The sequence below is a fragment of the Bacteroides eggerthii genome, from assembly GCF_025146565.1.
GTDB lineage: Bacteria > Bacteroidota > Bacteroidia > Bacteroidales > Bacteroidaceae > Bacteroides > Bacteroides eggerthii.
In genome coordinates this window covers 3,232,732-3,252,670 of the sequence record NZ_CP102258.1, presented here as the reverse complement: position 1 = coordinate 3,252,670, position 19,939 = coordinate 3,232,732, and the positions used below count along the sequence as shown (strand labels likewise).

Sequence of the window (19,939 nt, the reverse complement as noted above, 5' to 3'; positions counted from 1 at the left end):
AAATGAGATATTTCGTTCATATTCTTAGTAAATACTGTACAGATTTGTGAATCTACGGTAAAAAAAATTAGGATATTTGAACTTAATCTTCTACATTTGTGTCTTAACAAACAATTGAAGTATTAACCTTTAAAATAGAAATAGTCTTATGGAAAATCAGGAACTGATTAAACAGGTCACTGAGAAAGCTGAAAAATGGCTTACCCCGGCTTATGATGCCGAAACTCAGGCAGAAGTGAAACGTATGTTGGAAAATCCAGATAAAACCGAACTGATAGAGTGTTTTTATAAAGACTTGGAATTTGGTACAGGCGGCTTGCGTGGTATCATGGGCGCAGGCAGCAACCGTATGAATATTTATACGGTAGGCGCTGCTACCCAAGGATTGGCTAACTATCTGAACAAATGTTTCAAAGATAAAGAACAAATTTCCGTAGTAGTGGGCCACGATTGCCGTAACAACAGTCGTAAGTTCGCTGAGATCTCGGCTGATATTTTTTCTGCAAACGGCATCAAGGTTTATCTTTTTGAGGATTTGCGTCCCACTCCGGAGGTTTCCTTTGCTATCCGTCATCTGGGCTGCCAAAGCGGTATCAACCTGACTGCAAGCCATAACCCGAAAGAATACAACGGTTACAAGGCCTATTGGGATGATGGTGCGCAGGTGCTTGCCCCGCACGATACAGCCATTATTGATGAGGTAAACAAAGTGACTGTTGAGGACATCAAGTTCAAAGGTAACAAAGATTTGATTCAGATTATCGGTGAGGACATAGACAAGGTGTATCTGGATAAAGTCCATGCCCTCTCCATTGATCCGGAAGTGATTAAGCGTCAGAAAGACCTTAGCATTGTCTATACTCCGCTCCATGGTGCAGGTAGGGTACTCATTCCTGCTTCCTTGAAAGAGTGGGGCTTTGAGAATGTGCACTGTGTACCCGAACAAATGGTAAAGAGCGGAGATTTCCCGACAGTTGTTTCTCCGAATCCTGAAAATGCGGAAGCCCTTTCCATGGCAATCGAACTCGCCAAGAAGATTGATGCAGACATCGTAATGGCAAGTGATCCTGATGCAGACCGCGTGGGTATGGCATGCAAGGACGACAAAGGCGAATGGGTGCTGATTAACGGCAATCAGACTTGCTTGCTTTTCCTGTACTACATCATCAAGAACCGTATCGCAACCGGCAAGATGCAACCTACGGATTTCATCGTAAAGACCATTGTCACTACCGAGCTCATCAAAGCTGTTGCCGATAAGAACAAGATTGAAATGATCGACTGCTACACCGGTTTCAAGTGGATTGCCCGCGAGATCCGTCTGCGTGAAGGCAAACAACAATACATCGGTGGAGGTGAAGAGAGCTACGGTTTCCTTGCCGAAGATTTCGTTCGCGATAAAGATGCTGTTTCGGCCTGCTCACTGTTGGCTGAGATTTGTGCTTGGGCAAAGGATCAGGGCAAGACACTGTATGACATCTTAATGGACATTTATGTGGAATACGGCTTCTCTAAAGAAACTACCGTTAATGTGGTGAAACCGGGTAAGAGTGGTGCAGATGAAATCAAGGCCATGATGGATAATTTCCGCGCTAATCCGCCGAGAGAAATCGGTGGCTCTGCCGTTGAGCTGGTCAAGGACTATAAGACGCTGAAAGCTACGGATGCTCAAGGTAACTCAACAGCTTTGAATATGCCTGAAACATCAAATGTTCTCCAGTATTTCACAGTAGACGGCACGAAGATTTCCGTTCGTCCTTCCGGAACGGAACCCAAGATTAAATTCTACATTGAAGTGAAGGGTGAAATGGGATGTCCCAAGTGCTACGGCAGTGCCAATGCTGAAGCTGAAAAGAAAGTGGAAGCAGTACGCAAATCACTCGGTATCTAAGAAGGTTTAATTCTTACATATAGGAAAGGTGCAGGTGGCAGAAGCCGCTTGCACCTTTTGTGTTTTATGATGGTAAATGTGTGGTGGTTCCGAATGTATTAAGTTTCTTTTATATTCTTTATGCCAGTCTGCAAATCCATTCTCCGTTGAATACTGTTCTTATATGCGACAGAGGTCAACAGTTAATAGATAGTATGACAGATTGCGGTTGCACGCCAATTGGTTGATGTGAATGAGAGTCGTTTCATTCGTAGTTGTTCGTTTGCGAGTGCGTGTTTTCCGCAATCTGTTTTTTTTGTTTCTTTTCCCCTTTGAGTCATTAATGCTTTTAAAACTCTTTGGTTCCTTACCTCTTTAGTTATTATTTTCCAGCCACCAGTCAATCAATTTTCGTGCAATGCTTAGCTTGCGTGGAATTTCCGGTAGGTTGTCTTTGGAATAGAATGAGCCGGAACTGAGTTCGTCGGCTTGCAGCTTGATTTCCCCACTTTCATAGTCGGCAATGAAGCCCACCATTAATCCGCTGGGATAGGGCCAGGGCTGGCTGCCGAAGTAAGTGATGTTCTTCACCTTTAGTCCGGTTTCTTCCATGACTTCCCGTTCTACGCATTGCTCCAAAGTTTCGCCAGCCTCAAGGAAGCCGGCTACCAGTCCATGAAAAGTGCCGCGAAAGTTGCGTGCATGTACCAGCAGTATCTCTTTACCTTTTCGTATCAGTACGATGATTGCCGTAGATACGGGAGGATACATTTCATTTCCACATTTCGGGCATTTCTTCATGATAGGGGTTTGCTGTTCCATAGGAGTGCCGCATACGGGGCAGAAACGGCTATGCTCGTCCCAATAGAGTATCTGGAATGCCTTTCCGGCGGACAGGTATTCGTCTGCGGAAATGTAGTCGTACGAAGCCCGCAAGCCTATCATTACCCATTCTTCGGTTTCTGCGACGGGCTGTCCCGTAGCAAATGCCCGCACTTGCTTACCGTTGGGCGGGAATACGTCGTGTATATTGCTTCCGCTTTCCGGTGCCAAGGGGGGATTTATGCTGACGGGTACGCTGTATTTTATCTCTCCTTTTTCCGTATATCCTTTCTTCAATAGCAGTTGGTCATTGAAGAAGACGAACCACTGCGTGGAGGGTTTGATTTCTGTTGAATCTTCCATTGCTTGTTATTTTTTTGGGGGGATGAACACGAGAACACAGAGGTACAGAGATTCTTTTCAAAGAGATAAAGCATTAATTTCTGTGTCTTTGTGCCTCTATGTTCGCCCCCTAAATTTCGTTTGCTGTGTCTTTTTCTTGCCGCACATAGACCGTTGACCTTCCCACCCCGCGGCGGCGAAGGAATCCTTGCAGGATGAATTTGTTCAGTTCGTCTATGGCGGCATGTCTGGTCAGCCCACTCAATTGGATGTATTCGTTTTTGTTGATGCATACATTCCGCTTGAGGAACAGTTCCAGTTCGGCTTTTCTTGTTTCTTCGGTGGTCTCTACTGCTTTTTTCGATTTCTTGGTAGTGGAGTGTACACGTTCCAACGTCATTTTTTTCTTGATGTTGTTGCGGAACGTGCTGCTGATGCGCAGGTGTACGTTTTGGAATTGGACGGATTCGGAGCGGATTTTCTTTTTCTCGTCGTCGGTCTCACGCAGGCATTTCAGTGAAGTGCTGAAGAATCCGAGTTCTCCCAGCTCCACGATGTTTCCGTTGGCCAGCAGGTCGCAAAGTTCGTCGATGCAGGCATCCAGTGCTGCCCCTATCACATTCTTGGGCAGATGTTGGAATGTAGAGACATGTTCCACAAACTCCTTTTGGGTATAAGTCCCTTTCGGGCAGATACGTGCATGGAGTGATTTCTTGTCTTCTTTCCCGTCGGGCGAAGGCGTTTCGTAAAGGTCGTAATACGCGCTCATAAGATATCTATTTTTGTTTATAGCGATAAACAGTTCTCGTCGCTTCGGGGAATTATTTTTGTCGCTAAGCGGATTAATTTTCTTCTTCCTAAAAACTAATCGTCCGACAACTGTTGCATTATCGTTCGACAGTTGTTTAATTATCGTCCGACAGCTGTCGGACGAAATAGAAACGGGTATGGGACGATTAATTCTTAGTGAGCAAAGGTATAAAATATTGTGATACGAAAGGTAGTGTTTGGGGAGAAAAATATCCTTCATATCATAGCTATTTTCAATGTATCAAAGATTTTTCGATGAATTCACTGTCACTACTGCTATTTGTTCCATAGAGGCTTACGGATACCTCTTCATACATATAATCGAGATATTGTTGGGCTTGTGCCATATCTGGATATGTGTTCTTAGTTAGAAATTCTGTATTGGAGGCTGACACTTACTGTGTACAAAGGTACACAGTAAGTATATTGATAAGAGTTTTATTCGTTTTTTCATGTTTATTTTATCTGTGTTTACCAATTATCTGTTCTAAATGGAGCTACAGGAATACCATAGGTACTGAATACACTTGCTTTTGCATAATTTTTGTAAGCGTATCGAACTGCTATCGGATGCTGCACTTTATCGCATGATACGGCAAGGCGGGTTGTTTTGGTTTCTATTTCGGCATGAGCCGGATAGAAAATTCTATCTTCACCGGCAATCTCAAATCCTTCGAGCGGGGTCCACATCGGACAAAGTCCGCGTTGTGCATTATCTATATTAATGTATATTTTATTTCCTGATATTTCCATAGATTTGTAAATGGGAGTGGCATAGCCGAATCCTTTTTGCCCATAGGTTTGGGCAAGGGCCCAAAGAGCCAGACGGCTACCAACAGTTTCTTTATTTGTCGGGTGGATAAAGACGGGATGCCCTATATCCAAAGTAGTGACCATCCCGCTATTAGGAATGTCTTTCATATTTTGTTGTTGAACTTCGCGCATACGGGCGGCTGAGGTACCATTTGCTCCTTCATAATTGAAAGGAGCAATCTCTACAAAGTAAAAAGGAAATTCCCCTATATTCCATTTGTTACGTATGTCTTTGACAAAGACGGGCATCAGATCTTTATATAAATCAACATTGTCGCGATTACTTTCGCCTTGATACCAAAGAAAGCCTTTAATAGTAAAATTAGTGAATGGTGCTATTTTGCTATTGTAAAGTACACATGGAGTAGCTGTAATGTTTTTTATTGGTTCATTATTATTGAGTATGGATAAATCGATACTTTTAAATGGTGTAATAGCTTCCCGGCTCATCCATGCTTCTACTTTTGAGCCACCAAGTGAAGATATAATGATACCGACCGGTACTTCTAAGACTTCTTGTAGATATCGGGCAAAAAAGTAAGCAGTTGCACTTGTATGGGAAACGTTGACAGGAGTGTTTTCTAACCATTCACCTTTACAATCCTCTTCTGGTGTTTTGCTAAATTGACGTATCCATTTTCCATCCTTAGAATCTGTATTGTAGATACGGATTGGAGTAGAGGCTTTTGCTTTGGCAATGACGTCGTTTGTACCTTGAGTCGGTTGGCGGTCAAAGCCGCTCATTGGCATTTCCATATTCGATTGTCCGGAACAAAACCAGACTTCACCTATTAATATATTTTTTAAAGTTAAGAGCTCTCCGTCGTTGAAAGTAATTTCATAAGGACCTCCAGCTACTGGTGTAGAGATATTTAACAACCATTTTCCTTGTTTGTCTGCTGTTGTTTTATACGTTTTGTTATCCCATGATGTTTTTATAGTGATGGGAGAATTCTTTTGAGCTTTACCCCAAAGTTTTACATTTGTATGTTGTTGCAATACCATATTACTGCTAAGTATGGAGGGTAATTGTACTTTAGCTTTTACAAATGTAGAGGCTGATAGAAAATGTACTAATAGAAGAAAGGTTATTAAGGACTTAACTACTGTGTAATTTAAACATCTTTTTTTCATAATACTATTTCATTTTAATAAATAAGATAATGTTTAGTTCTTTGTGACAAAAATAGATAGGGGAACTTACCTTCCAGGTTAAATTGTTATTAATTTGCACATAATATCAGTTTAATAGGATCTTGTTTTTAAAATCTTATGTCCTTTATTTGTCGCGGGGATTTTTTTGTTACCTTTGCAAAGTGTTTTTTAACAATATGCTATGAGAAATAATTTGTTGATTTGGATATTATGTTTCTTTGCTTTGGGAGATTTGAAAGTGCTGGCCTCTACAGATTATGGCCTCTATTTTAAGTCTCATTCTGCACCGGGCAATGAACGCACTTCTTTGGCTCTTGATGAAAATTCTCCTTTTCGTGTGAAGAATGAGTTTACTATAGATTTTCAAATGTGGGTTCGTAATGAGCCTGATTTTGGAGCTATTCTTCATTTATGTACGAATGAAAACCAATTCCTTCATTTTGTTTTTGCGGCAGGTGACAATAATCGGAACTTCCCGGCTTTAGTTTTTAATGAAGGAATGTTCTCTATTGATACTAATATAAAAAAAAATAAATGGATTCCGGTTTCTTTGCATCTTAATATAAAGAATAATCAAATCGATTTGAAATATGATGATAAGGATACTACGATGATAGTACCTTTGCAGGGTACTGAGGATATCACAGTTTTGTTTGGAAAATCTCCTTATTTCTCGTCAGATGTGGCTCCTATGAATATTAGGGATATAAAAATTACTAGTGATGGGGATTTAATCAGACATTGGAAATTGTGGAAGCATAATGGTGAAGTCTGTCTTGACGAAGTTAAAGGAGCCAGGGCGATGGCTTCCTATCCCTCATGGTTGATTGATGACCATATTGAATGGCGGAAAATATATGCAGAGAAGACTTCAGGACGTTTGGACGTCGCTTTTAATGCTCGTGATGCTTTGTTTTATTTAGTTCGACAAGATAAAGTAGATATATTAAATGGGATTTCGGGTAATATGGATAAAATCACTGTAGAGAAGGGATATCCGGTGATGGAATATACGGACCATTTGGTATATGACACTTTAACAAATCAATTGTTTTCTTACTCTTTACATGAAAAACTTGTTTCTTTCTTATCTGTTGATGAAAGAACTTGGAGCCTGAGTGAAAGGCATTTGGACGAGCCTCGTTATTATAATCATGCACGTACCTTTAATTCAAGTGATTCTTCATTCTATTTTTTTGGAGGATATGGTTTTTATCAATATAGAAATGATCTGTACAGATTGAAAGTTGGTACGAAGCAAATTGAAGGAGTTACTTATTCTCCTGCGATTTCTCCTCGTTATTCATCTGCTGCTGCTATAGTGGGAGATGAGTTGTATCTTTTTGGCGGTCGTGGAAATAGACAGGGAAAGCAAGAGTTTAATGCTCATTTTTACTATGAATTATGTGCTATTAATTTGAAAACAGGAAAGTCGCGTTGTGTGTGGAAGAAAAGGCAGTCTACAGATATATTAATGATGGCATCTTCCATGTATTTTGAACCTTCAGATAGCTCTTTTTATGCAGTTAGCATGAAAGATGGAGGCAGTCTATGGAAAGTTTTTATGAATGACTCTGTTTGGGTGGAGGTTTCTAAGCCTATTCATAATGATTTAGTCTATCAAGATTGTGATTTTAGTTTTTATTCATCACCTGCTCATCGCAAGTTGTATTTGGTAATGGATAAGATTTTGAGCGATCGCACACATGATGTAGCTATTTATTCTATCAATACTCCTTTGTTAAATGATAATGAAATTATGCAGGTTGCAGATAAAAGTTTAACACCTGTATGGTTGTGGTGGTTGTGTGGTATAGTGTTGCTAGGAGGGGCGTTTTTCTTTATCTACCGAATAAAGTGTGGTAAAAATAGGGCGATCTCTGAAGATATAAAAAGCAGCGATACTCCAATAGAAACTTTTCATTTTAGTGAATCAGTAGAAGAAACAGTGGAGGTAGAAAAGTTCTTTGATCGAAGCCGTTCGGCAATCTCGTTATTAGGTACATTTAATGTCCGTGATAAAGACGGTAATGATATAACTGGTGCTTTTACACCTCGGTTGAAAAGTTTACTTGTATTGCTTGTCCTTTATACAGAAAAGAACAAACAAGGTATTTTGACTAAAAAAGTTACAGATATTTTATGGTCAGATAAAGAAGAAGAGGCTGCTCGTAATAATCGAAATGTAACTTTGCGTAAGTTGCGTGTACTGTTAGAAAAAGTAGGTGATGTAGAGATTATCAGTGATATGGGATTCTTGTGCATCAGATGGGGGGAAGGTGTTTTTTGTGATTATCGGATGGCATTGGAGTGTATTCGTCAATTTAAAGAAAAAAATGAAGAACATGGAGATGATAAGCTGCTAAATCAAATACTGGAGATATTATTGTATGGTCCGTTGCTTTCAAATACAATTGTTGATTGGTTGGATGAATTCAAAGATTCTTATTCCAGTCTTTCCATTGATTTGCTGAGAAATTTGTTGAATGTGCAGCGTAATAATTATGATACGGTACTACGCATTGCTGATATATTGTTTTTGCATGATCCTTTGAGTGAGGAAGCTTTAGTTGCCAAATGCTCTGTCCTTTTTGCACAAGGTAAAAAAGGTATTGTGAAAAGTGTTTATGATCGTTTTTGTAAGGAGTATAAAGACTCTTTGGGAGAAGAGTATAAAGTACCTTTATGTAATTTGTACAAATAGCTTTCAATGACATAAAACTAGATGCTTTCTTATGCCAAGAGGTGTAAGTGATAATATTTTAATAATAAAGCGTTTAATTGTAATGATTAAGCGCTTTTTTAATATTCCTTTAATAGAAGATAATCCTATATTTTAAGACTGAGTTCTTTATTTTGCACAGGTAGAAAAGCTCTTGTGGTTCTCTACATGGGGTATTGAGATTGTGTGTAACTAACTTAATCATAACACTATGAAAAGGATTTTTTTGCTTGTTTTGCTTATATTAGGCTTGGTAATTTCTTCTTTTAAGGTTTTGTCTGCAAATTCTCCGGAGAAACTCTACGAAAATTTACAGAAAAAATTGGCCTCTGGGTGGAATACTTGGGATACTCGTAGCGTATTGACGCACGTGTTTCTTCCTTATGGCTTTGCTGTTGATCTCAACATGATTGATTCTGATGGGAGCCGAGTGAAGAAATTTAGAATTGGTGACCGAAGTAAAGGGGCGCCTATATTGCAGCCCGGGCCTCATTCTTTTGATGGAACCTATACTAAAATAACAGTGAATTGGCGTGGTTACAAATTGCAAGTGGAAAGTGCTGCCATAGGACTTAAAAATGTGATTTTGATTACACCATTGGCTGAAACAAAAAAAGGAGGGAGATTGGCAGTAATTCCTGAAATTCTTTGGAAACGTGGTAATACACTGGTTGTAAATACTCGAAGTTTTGTTTTGGCATCACGCGATAGGGCTGTTGAAATAGAAACATATATAGAAGGTGAACTTCTGGAGAAAAAAGGCAAGGAGTTTATTGTTTCTTTGAATTCTCCGATTGCACTTTGTTGCGGAGAGGCTATGAGTCTGGAGAAAGCAACTGCTTTTGTAAAGAGACAGGCGCAAGAATTTGTTACAACTAATAAAAAAAGGTTTGGTGAGAATTACGATTGCTACAATGCCATGCAAAGTGTTTTGGCATGGGATAATATATATGATCCCAGTATTAGGAAAGTGATAACCCCTGTCAGCCGGATTTGGAGTTCTGAATGGTTTGCCAGTGAAGATTTCGGTGGTTTTACGTTGTTTTGTTGGGATACTTATTTTGCAGCGATGATGCTGGCTGTTGGTAGTAAGGAATTGGCTTATGCAAATGCTGTGGAGATAACCAAAGCAATAACTGAATGTGGTTTTATACCCAATTGCTTTTATAGTAATGGCTTTAAATCAAGAGACCGCTCTCAGCCACCTGTCGGTTCTTTGGTTGTTTGGATGTTGTACAAACAATATAAAGAGAAGTGGTTTTTGGAGTTACTTTATAAAGAATTGTTGACTTGGAATCGTTGGTGGAGTAAGAATAGGGAGGATAAAGGTCTATTATGTTTGGGAAGTAATCCTTATGAAAAGGTTACTTATTTTAGATCTGAATTTGATACGAATTGTCATTATGGAGCTGTTTTGGAGTCGGGCCTGGACAATTCACCTATGTATGATGGAGTATCTTTTAATAAGCAGAAACACTTATTGGAGCAACAGGATGTGGGTATATCTTCATTGTATGTAATGGATTGTGATTATTTGGCATTGATAGCAGAGGAACTTAATTATAAGAAAGATGCTATGGAGCTTAGGGAGCGTGCGGATTATTATCGTGCTAATTTGAAAGGCTTATGGGATGAAAAGACAGGTTTTTATTACAATCGTTCTACTAGGACCATGGATTTTAATTATCGTACCTCGCCTACTTGCTTTTATCCATTGTTGGCAAAAGCACCTACACAAAATCAAGCTGAACGAATGGTAAAAGAGCATTTATTGAATACTAATGAATTTTGGGGAAAGTATGTGATTCCATCTGTTCCGAAAAATGATCCGGCTTTTAAGGATAATGAGTATTGGAGGGGACGTATATGGGCTCCATTGAATTTTTTGGTTTATATGGGGCTGAATAACTATGAGTTTCGGGAAGTGAAACGCCTTTTTGCTGAAAAATCTAAGAATTTGTTATTGAAGTCTTGGTTATCACATGGTTATGTTTTTGAAAATTATAATGCTCTTACTGGTATAGGGGATGATGTTGTAAGAAGTGATAAATTCTATCATTGGGGTGCATTATTGGGATATATTTCTCTTATGGAGAATGGAGTTGTTTGTAAATATAATTAATGATCTATTATGAAAAATATTATTTTAATTATCAGTCTTTTATTTTATTCGTTTTCTGTTGTAAATGCACAGAAATATGTTTTCTTTAAAAGTCCTTGGAAAGGAGATGTAACTGTTGCAAAAGAAAGCAAGGGGGGACTGAATATGCCAACGATTACTGTGCCGGAGAGGTGTTGGCATATGGATGCTTCTTTGCAAGATATAAGTATATATAAAGATGTACAATTGAATGATGCAAATAAAAATAAAACTATTTGGTGTAGTTTTTTAGCATTGAAAGAAAAAGGAAATTCTCATTTGGGTTTATCTTTTGAAAAAGATAATGATAAAAAAATATTAGTTGAAGCAGGGGTATCTCAGACTCCGCAATTGATAGTTGTGCGTATTGATTACTCTGAAAAGACAGATAGGGCATATATCTTTTATAGTCCGACGGCAGCTGCTGTGCCTGACTTGGAAAATGCTGTATCTGTTTTATCAGGTGACTTTGATTTTAATCGTATTAGGATTTTGGCAGAAAAGGGAAGTAAAGGAATGGTTAGTGATGTTTTCATAGGTACAAATTATCACGATGTGGTGCGTCCTAATAAGCTGCAAGTTGTAGAGAAGGAAGGGCAGTCGCAGACTGTACTGTCTTGGAAAAAAGAAAAGCAAGCTTTGTGGGTCCAAACTTCAGGTGGAACTTTATTTTTACAACCTTATGATATTGGGAGTGTGCATGTGATGTTTGGTTCGGAACTGGAGATTGAAAATAATAAGAGTTTTGCCGTCACGCAACAGCCTGATATTGCCGAGTTTGATGTAGAAGATACTCGAAGAGAGATTATATTACGTTCTTCTTGTCTCTCCGTAACAGTGAATAAAAAAGCTGGTTATATTAGCCTTCTTGATAAATCCGGAAAACTTTTGTTGAAAGAATGGCCGGAAAAAGCAAGAATGAATGTGCATGGAGATTCTGTAAATGCATATTGTAGATTTCAGTTACAGGATGAAGAAGCGTTATACGGATTAGGACAGTTTAGAGATAATTTGATGAATTTGCGAAATGCTAAACGAGAATTAGTTCAGTTTAATACCCAAGCTGCAGTACCGGTTATTTATTCTACAGGAAAATGGGGACTGTTTTGGGACAATCCTTCCCGAACTATATATGCAGATAATAATGCAGGTATGAGTTTTGTTTCAGATTATGGTAGGATTGTGAATTATTATCTTTTTGTTGGTGATGGAATGGATAAGTTGGTAGCAGCCTATCGTTCTTTGACAGGAGTTGCTCCAATGTTACCAGCTTGGGCTTTAGGCTATCATCAGAGCCGTAATCGTTATGCAACACAAAAAGAAGTGATGGAGGTGGCCAAGAGAATGAAGGAAGAAAACATTCCGGCAAGCACCATTTTTATAGACTATCATTATTGGGGTAAATATGGAACCGGTTCGCATAAATTTGATGAGACTATTTTTCCGGATGTTCCCGCAATGGTAGATAGTCTTCATAATATGTATGATTTGAAAGTTGTCTTGACAATGTGGCCTAGTTTTAAACCTGGTATTCCTAATTACAATGAAATGTCAGAAAGAGGATATATTTTGGAAGGAGCCAGAGCCATTGATGGCTATATATATGATACTTTTAATCCGGGAGCAGCCAAAATGTATTGGGATAAAGTAGTTCCTTTAGTAGACTTGAATATTGATGGTTGGTTTTTGGATGGACCGGAACCGGATCATATAGCTTCATTTTTACCACTTCGTACGTATGCAGGAGAGGCTCGTAGAGTGCGGAATATATATCCATTGGTGCATGCGTCTCATTTTTATGATGGAATAACAAAAGCTCGTCCAAATCTTCGTCCTTATATGTTGACTCGTTGTGCGTGGGCTTCTCAGCAAAAGTGGGGAACTGCAGTATGGTCTGGGGATATTCCAACAACATTTGAGGAACTTCAAAAACAAGTTGCAGCAGGTCTGAACTTTACAGCAACCGGAATTCCTTATTGGACTACGGATATTGGTGGTTATTCGGGAGGAGATCCCTCTAAAAAGGATTATCAAGAATTGTTTATACGCTGGTTCCAATATGGAACATTCTGTCCGATTTTTCGTGCTCATGGACGTCGTTATCCGGGAGATACGAAAGCTCCGAATGAGTTATGGGCATATGGTCCTGAGGTACAACGCATATGTACCGATTTCATTAAGTTACGCTATAGACTTCTTCCCTATATTTATACTTTGTCTGATAGAGTAACTCGTGAACATTATACTCCTATGCGTTTACTCGCTTTTGATTTTCCTCAGGATGAAAAAGTGCTGGATTGTAAAGATCAATTTATGTATGGTCCTGCTCTTTTAGTTTGTCCTATTTTAGAGGCAGGAGCTACTTCGCGTTCTGTGTATTTACCGGAAGGACATACTTGGTTTGATTTTTGGACCGGAAAGAAATATCAAGGAGGCATCACAGTTATGGCAGAGGCTTCTTTGAGCACAATGCCTTTGTTTGTAAAGGCGGGCTCTATTATTCCTTATTATATGTCTGTAGAAAAGAATATCAATACTGATATTCCACTTGAAATTCATGTGTTTACAGGTGAAGATGCTATTTTTAATTTATATGAAGATGATGGTGAAACTATAGAATATAAAGAAGGTAAGTATAATGTTATTCCTTTTAAATGGAATGATTGTACCAAAGAACTGGTAATTGGTAAAAAGCTAGGTACTTATACAACAGAAGATAGGGAAATTTGCGTTAAGCTTAATGGCAAGAATGTGGCTACGAGAGTGAGGTATACAGGGGAAGAAATAAAGCTTGTATTGAAGTGAGTCTCTTGGTATTCTTAAGTTGACATGCTCATAAGGATGGAATAGATGGATTTTAAAACAGATGTACTTATTGCAGTATTCTTTACTAGGGCTTAACTGCATGATTTATATGTGGTTTAGTGGAATATCTGCATCTTTTGAAATAAAGGAACTTAATTCCTTTGGTTAATTTGAAATTAAGCGTTAGCTAAGTGTGATATGACTTAATTTTTAATTTTTGATATATAATTTTGCATTATCGAAATAAATGCGAATAGAGGTAACGATATATAAGGTTTAAGATTGTTTTAGGATAACATTTTTGTAGAATTAACCTTTTTAATATATAAATGAAAATGAAAAATACAAGTTAACAGAAGCTTATCCTTCCTACCTATTTTTTTGAGAGGATACGTTATTTTATGAAAAACAATTTTAAAAGTGAGATTATGAAACGCATAAAAAGCAAGTTTAGTTTTATGAAAGGTAGTAAATATTCCTTCGGGTATATATTAATACTGTTCTTGATGGTGCTCACTCCGATGTATGCACAAACTTCCCGAAATATATCTGGACAAGTTGTTGATGAATTGGGTGAGGCTATTATTGGTGCCAATGTGACAGTGGTTGGCAATAAATCGTTAGGTACTATAACTGATATTGATGGAAACTTTACTCTTACAGTTACTGAAGGAGCAATCTTGGAAGTTTCTTATATAGGTTATGTAAACAAAAAAGTAAATGTAGATAAGAATACCAATTATAGGATTGTCTTAAAGGAAGATGCCGAACAGTTAGATGAAGTAGTGGTTGTTGGATATGGTACTCAGAAAAAGGTGAACCTGACAGGTGCTGTATCTGCTATTACTAATGAAGAACTGGCTGCAACAAAGAGCCAGAATGCTCAAAATATGTTGACAGGTAAGGTGCCTGGGGTACGTGTGATTCAGAAGACATCAGAACCGGGTGAATTTACAAATCAATTTGATATTCGTGGTTTTGGTTCTCCATTAATTGTTGTTGATGGTATCCCTCGTGGTGATTTACAGCGTATGGATCCTAATGAAATTGAATCAATATCTGTGTTGAAAGATGCTTCGGCTGCTATTTATGGTGTGCGTGCTGCTAATGGTGTAGTGTTGGTTACAACCAAAAAAGGAGAGAAAAATAAACCGAAAATTGAATACAACATGTATTATGGTATTCAGACTCCTGCCGAAATGCTTGAGCCAGTAGGAGCAGTCGAACGTATGACTTTGTTTAATGAAAAGTCTATGCGTAATCTGACAAACCCACAATTGACTTATTCCGATGAGCAGATAGGAGCTTATTTGAATGGAACTTTGAAATCTACAGATTGGTATGGAGCTGTCATCCGTAATACAGCCCCTCAACAACAGCATAATGTTTCATTGAGTGGTGGTAGTGAGAAAATGGATTATTATATAAATTTCGGCTATACCGATCAAGAAGGTTTCTTTAAGTCGAAAGCTTTGAATTATGATCGTTACAATCTTCGTATGAATTTGAATGCTGAGGTTGCCAAGAATTTGAAAGCTTCTGTTAAAATGAATGGCATTATTGACAATAAAGAGCGCCAATATTTGTCTACATGGGAGGTTTATAAAGCTCTTTGGCGCGCCAGTCCTAATGAAAAACTTTATGCTAATGACACTCCGGGGTATTACCAAAAGATGTCAACTGACCAGTTAAACCTTTTGGCTTCGACAGATCCTGATGTATCTGGTTATAACAAAAATACCAATAAAATTTTTCAATCCAGTATGGAATTGGAATATGTGGTTCCATTTGTAAAAGGATTGAAAGTGAAAGGGTTGTTCAGTTACGATACTTCTATAGCTGATAATTCTATTTTTCAGAAAGAATATAATGAATATACTTACGATGAAGCAAGTGAAACTTATTCTGCTTATCCCAAACAGAGTCCTACCAAATTGGAACGTTACTATGGGAATTCTTGGTCAACTCTATGGCAGGCTTCTGTAAGTTATGATAATACTTTCGCTACTGACCATCATGTATCCGGTTTACTGTTGTATGAAGAGGGACACAGTGTGGGTGATAATATTCGTGCTTCTCGTGAGTTCTCTATACCTCTGCCTTATTTGTTTGCCGGTAATTCGACTAATCAGCTTGGTACATCCAATGCAGATGGATTGACAGAAAGTGCTTCTAAGGCATTGGTTGGCCGTTTTAATTATGATTATAAAGGGCGCTATTTGGCTGAATTTGCTTTTCGTTACGATGGTTCTTCTAAATTCCCATCACACAGCCGTTGGGGATTTTTTCCCAGCGCTTCTTTAGGGTGGCGCATGAGTGAAGAGGACTTTGTAAAGGAGGCACTTCCTTTTGTCAATAATTTGAAACTGCGCGCTTCTTACGGTAAGATGGGAGATGACTCGGTAGCTGATTATCAGTTTATTTCAGGATATAATTATCCAAACACAGAGGGTGCTACGTTCAACAAACCTCCTAAAGGATATTTCTTTGGTGGTTCCTTTATTAATTCTCTTGGATTCAGAGCGGTTGCCAATCCGGATATAACTTGGTATACTGTTAAAACACTAAATGTTGGTGTGGATGCTGACTTATGGAATGGTCTGTTGGGTGTTTCTTTTGATCTTTTTCAACGTGATCGTGATGGATTGATGGCTAATCGGATTGTTGCTGTTCCTGGTACTTTTGGCGCTTCGATGCCCAAAGAAAATTTGGAAAGCGATCGGACGAGAGGATTTGAATTAGAACTTAGGCATCATAATCGTATTGGAGAAGTTGGATATAGCGTAACAGGAAACATGGCTATCACCCGTTCTATGTGGCGTTATAAAGAGCGTACCCCATCTGGAAATTCATATGATAACTGGAGAAATAACCTGACAGACCGTTATAATGATATTTGGTTTGGATATGGAGACGGTGGACGTTACACTTCTTGGGACCAGATTATTAATTCTCCTATTTTTGCAGGAAATGCTACTTTGCCAGGTGATTATATCTACGAAGACTGGAATGGTGATGGTACTATAGATGATATGGATAAGTATCCTATTGCTACAACAACAAATGCTTCTGCTGCTGATTTCCAAGATAAGAAGAACTATCCGTTAATGAACTTTGGCTTGACTTTGTCTGCTCAGTGGAAAGGTTTTGATGTAAGTATGACATTCCAAGGGTCTGCTATGTCCTATGTTTCTTATGGTGAGCAGCTGTCAGCCCCTTTACAGTTTGATGGTAATGCATTGGATATGTTTTTGGATAGATGGCGTCCTGTTGATCCAAAACAAGATCCTTATGATCCTTCTTGTCAATGGATTTCAGGCTACTACTCATATGGTGGAACAACACCTGATCAGAATTCTGAGTTTGCCATTCAGAAAGGTACATATCTGCGCTTGAAGACAGCTGAAATTGGTTATACACTGCCAAAACATTGGTTGGCTCCAGTAGGCGTTAAGAGCCTGAGGGTTTATATGAATGGATATAATCTGTTCACTTTGACTGGCGTAAAAGGCGTTGATCCGGAAAGACCGACGGAACTCTATGGATATATGTATCCGCTGAATAGGACGTATAATTTTGGAGCAAGTATTACATTTTAAGTAAAAGGAGATTATCGTATGAGAAAATTGAGAAATATATTGATGTGTGCTGCTTTAAGCGGCATGTTTGCCGGTTGTGTGGATTTGGATATTCCTCCTAAAAACATTCTTTCCGGAGAGGATATTTATAATGAAGGTGGCATTACTGCCTATATGTCCGGTTTGTACAGCCAGCTTCCAATGGAAGACTTTAACATGTCAAATGATGGTGAGTATAATGGTTTCTTTAATTGGAATTGCATTATTTGGGATATGATTAGTACCGGTGAAACGGTCAATCGTAATAATGTAGGTATTTATACTCCTCAAAAAGGATACTGGAGTATGGGATATAAAACCATTAGACAAGCCAATGAATTGATTAACAATCTTCCTGCTTATGTTGGAAAACTAGATGGTGCTGAATCATGGATTGCAGAAGCAAGGTTTGTTCGTGCCTATGTATATTTTGCCATGGTTAAGCGTTATGGTGGTGTTCCTATTTTGAAAGAGCCTCAGAATATGACTGGTAATGAGGAAGAATTGTGGGTAGCTCGTAGTAGCCACGAAGAATGTATTGATTTTATCCTGGAAGATTTGGATTATGCTATTGAACATCTAGGTAAAGATAAAGTAGCCGGACGTGGCAATAATAAATATGTAGCGGCTGCATTTAAATCACGTGTTGCCTTATATGCAGGTTCTGTTGCACGTTACGGGAAGACATATAATTATACAGGATCAGAGACGGGCAAAATGCTTTGTGGAGTACCGGAAAGTAGGGCAAATGATTATTTCACTCAAGCCTATAAAGCTTCTTTGATAGTGGAAGAAGGAGGATATAAATTGTATCAGAATAATTCGGATCTGGAAGCAAATTTTCGTGAGATTTTTATGAATGCAGACAATAGCAGTGAATCTATATTTATCCGTCAGTACAGTAAGAATGATTATGTACATAGCTTTGATGCTGTATATTGTCCGCCTCGTATGACTACCACATATGGTGATCGTTACAATGTAACGTTAGATTGGGTCGAATTGTTTGATGGTTTGCCTCTTGATCCTGCTACTGGTCGTCTGAAGACTACAGATAATAATGGTAATTATATAGTATATGATGATATTAAAAGTTTATTGGATGGTTCTGAACCGCGTTTGAAGGGATCTATATTATTACCTGGACATACGTACAAAGGTGTTGAATTGGATATCCGTTCTGGTATCATAAAAGAAGAGATAGATCCTGCAACCCCCATTGCTAAATTTATAGCAGATGACGGACAGACTACTCTTAATTATACGACAAATGCTTGGTTTAAAGATAATGTGTTGACAACAACGGAAAATACAAAAGAACAGAAACCTTATGAAACCTCTACCGGTGTAAAGCTAAATAAAGCAGGCTTGGATGGTCCGGCAAATGGTGGGTCTAACAGTACACTGACTGGTTTTCATGGTTGTAAATGGTTGAATTTGAATTGGACAATTGCTGATACACAATTGCATAGCTCTACGCAATCTTGGATTGATATTCGTTATGCAGAAATTTTATTGAATCGTGCTGAAGCAGCTTTGGAACTCTATCAGAATGGTGTTACTGAGATTGATGGTGTAAACTTGCAGCAAGATGCTTTTGAATGCATTAACAGTATACGTTCAAGAGCAGGTGCAGATTTGCTAGGTAGTCGAGCTGAATTGTCTGATGTGTCGCGTGAAGGAATAGAACGTGGACAGGGGGTTAATTCGTTTGTTTATGCTCCAAATGAAGGTTTACATATTGTTCGAGTAGAACGTTATAAAGAGTTGGCGTTTGAGCATAAGTTGTATTGGGATTTGCGTCGGTGGTTTACTTTTGATCAGCAAATCTATCAGTATCGTCGTAGAATGTTATCACCATTCTTGTTTGCTAAAGACGCAACAGTGAATGAGGCTGGCAACCCTGTTGGTAAGTATATTTTTGACACTCGAGTTTGTGAAAGAGCTAATAATTCTTTAACGTTTGCTACCAAAAATTATTATGATAAAATTCCTGATAATGAACGTAAGACGAATCCATTGCTTGAACAGAATAATCAGTATTAATAAAAAAGCAAGATAATATGAGAAAGATATATAATTTGTTAGTAGTTATTGCATTAGTATTGAGCTTTTCGTCTTGTGAAAAGGATAATTATGATGCACCGGAAGCTGGCGTATATGGACAGATTGTTGACCACAATGGAAAGATCTTCCAAACTGCTATGGGGCAGGGTAGTATGAAAATACAGATTACAGAATTGAGTTATGCCGGTGGTGATGAGTCAGTGGTGGTAACTAATCAGAATCTGAACATGCGACAAGATGGTTCTTACTCTAATTCAAAGCTGTTTGCCGGAACCTATCGTATGCTTCCATTGGAAGGAGCTTTTTATCCTTATGATGCAGAGGGAGAAACGGTGGAACTTAGAAATGGTAAGATGACGGAATGTAACTTTACTGTCACCCCTTATCTGGAATTGGAGTGGGTAGATGAACCTTATGTGGATGAAAACAATTTCTTATGTTGTTCTGTGAAATTTAAGAGAATTGAAAAAGAAGGCATGACTATGCCTGATGTAAATAATCTTCAATTATATATTTCGCATACGCAATATTGTGGCACGGAATCAGATGGCAATTATACTCCAGGGTCCGTTAAGATTACCAATGATCAAGAAGGTACAGTTATCAACTTGAAAGCGAAGGCTCCTCTTAAATATTCCAGTTCTTATTGGGTAAGAGTTGGCGGTTGCTGTAATGATACTTATAAAAAGTATAATTTTACTGATATAAAAAAAATAGATGTAGAATTGAAATGAAAAAATAAGTAGGTAGGAAAGAAGGAAGGTGTTTATCCCCAT

The 19,939-nt window shown here is 38.4% G+C and carries 10 protein-coding genes; 7 read left to right on the top strand and 3 right to left on the bottom strand.

The genetic code is table 11. The features are described 5' to 3' along the window. The first annotated feature begins 148 nt into the window (after window positions 1-148). The gene (locus NQ546_RS13395) at window positions 149-1,891 is read left to right on the top strand and encodes a phospho-sugar mutase (protein ID WP_004290587.1); all 1,743 of its coding nucleotides are present in this window, start codon (window positions 149-151) and stop codon (window positions 1,889-1,891) included. Between the two features lie 354 nt (window positions 1,892-2,245). Here the strand turns inward: NQ546_RS13395 and nudC are convergent, their stop codons facing one another. The 3 genes from nudC to NQ546_RS13380 form a co-directional block, all read right to left on the bottom strand. Further along, on the bottom strand, window positions 2,246-3,055 hold the full coding sequence (gene nudC / locus NQ546_RS13390; protein ID WP_004290588.1) for an NAD(+) diphosphatase: 810 nt from the start codon (window positions 3,053-3,055) through the stop codon (window positions 2,246-2,248). A 109-nt stretch (window positions 3,056-3,164) separates the two neighbouring features. Continuing rightward, window positions 3,165-3,803: an HU family DNA-binding protein gene (locus tag NQ546_RS13385; protein WP_039953259.1), complete on the bottom strand. Its 639-nt coding sequence runs from the start codon at window positions 3,801-3,803 to the stop codon at window positions 3,165-3,167. Between the two features lie 512 nt (window positions 3,804-4,315). Beyond that, the gene (locus NQ546_RS13380; RefSeq protein WP_039953260.1) at window positions 4,316-5,791 is read right to left on the bottom strand and encodes a sialate O-acetylesterase; all 1,476 of its coding nucleotides are present in this window, start codon (window positions 5,789-5,791) and stop codon (window positions 4,316-4,318) included. Window positions 5,792-5,993: 202 nt separating this feature from the next. Here NQ546_RS13380 and NQ546_RS13375 point away from each other — a divergent pair, with 202 nt between their 5' ends. The 6 genes from NQ546_RS13375 (at window position 5,994) to NQ546_RS13350 (ending at window position 19,897) form a co-directional block, all read left to right on the top strand. Then, the gene (locus tag NQ546_RS13375) at window positions 5,994-8,516 is read left to right on the top strand and encodes a hypothetical protein (protein ID WP_004292920.1); all 2,523 of its coding nucleotides are present in this window, start codon (window positions 5,994-5,996) and stop codon (window positions 8,514-8,516) included. Between the two features lie 229 nt (window positions 8,517-8,745). Further along, window positions 8,746-10,656, top strand: a complete 1,911-nt coding sequence (locus tag NQ546_RS13370) for an MGH1-like glycoside hydrolase domain-containing protein (protein WP_004290593.1) — start codon at window positions 8,746-8,748, stop codon at window positions 10,654-10,656. 9 nt (window positions 10,657-10,665) lie between these two features. Beyond that, window positions 10,666-13,479 (top strand): glycoside hydrolase family 31 protein, encoded by a 2,814-nt coding sequence (locus tag NQ546_RS13365; protein ID WP_004290594.1) that lies wholly within the window; start codon window positions 10,666-10,668, stop codon window positions 13,477-13,479. A 428-nt stretch (window positions 13,480-13,907) separates the two neighbouring features. After that, on the top strand, window positions 13,908-17,078 hold the full coding sequence (locus NQ546_RS13360) for a SusC/RagA family TonB-linked outer membrane protein (RefSeq protein ID WP_229127962.1): 3,171 nt from the start codon (window positions 13,908-13,910) through the stop codon (window positions 17,076-17,078). Window positions 17,079-17,096: 18 nt separating this feature from the next. Beyond that, entirely contained in the window at window positions 17,097-19,142 is a 2,046-nt protein-coding gene (locus NQ546_RS13355) for a RagB/SusD family nutrient uptake outer membrane protein (RefSeq protein WP_004290596.1), read from the top strand. 17 nt (window positions 19,143-19,159) lie between these two features. Then, complete coding sequence (locus NQ546_RS13350) at window positions 19,160-19,897, top strand: DUF3823 domain-containing protein (RefSeq protein ID WP_004290597.1); 738 nt, start codon at window positions 19,160-19,162, stop codon at window positions 19,895-19,897. Window positions 19,898-19,939 lie beyond the last annotated feature (42 nt).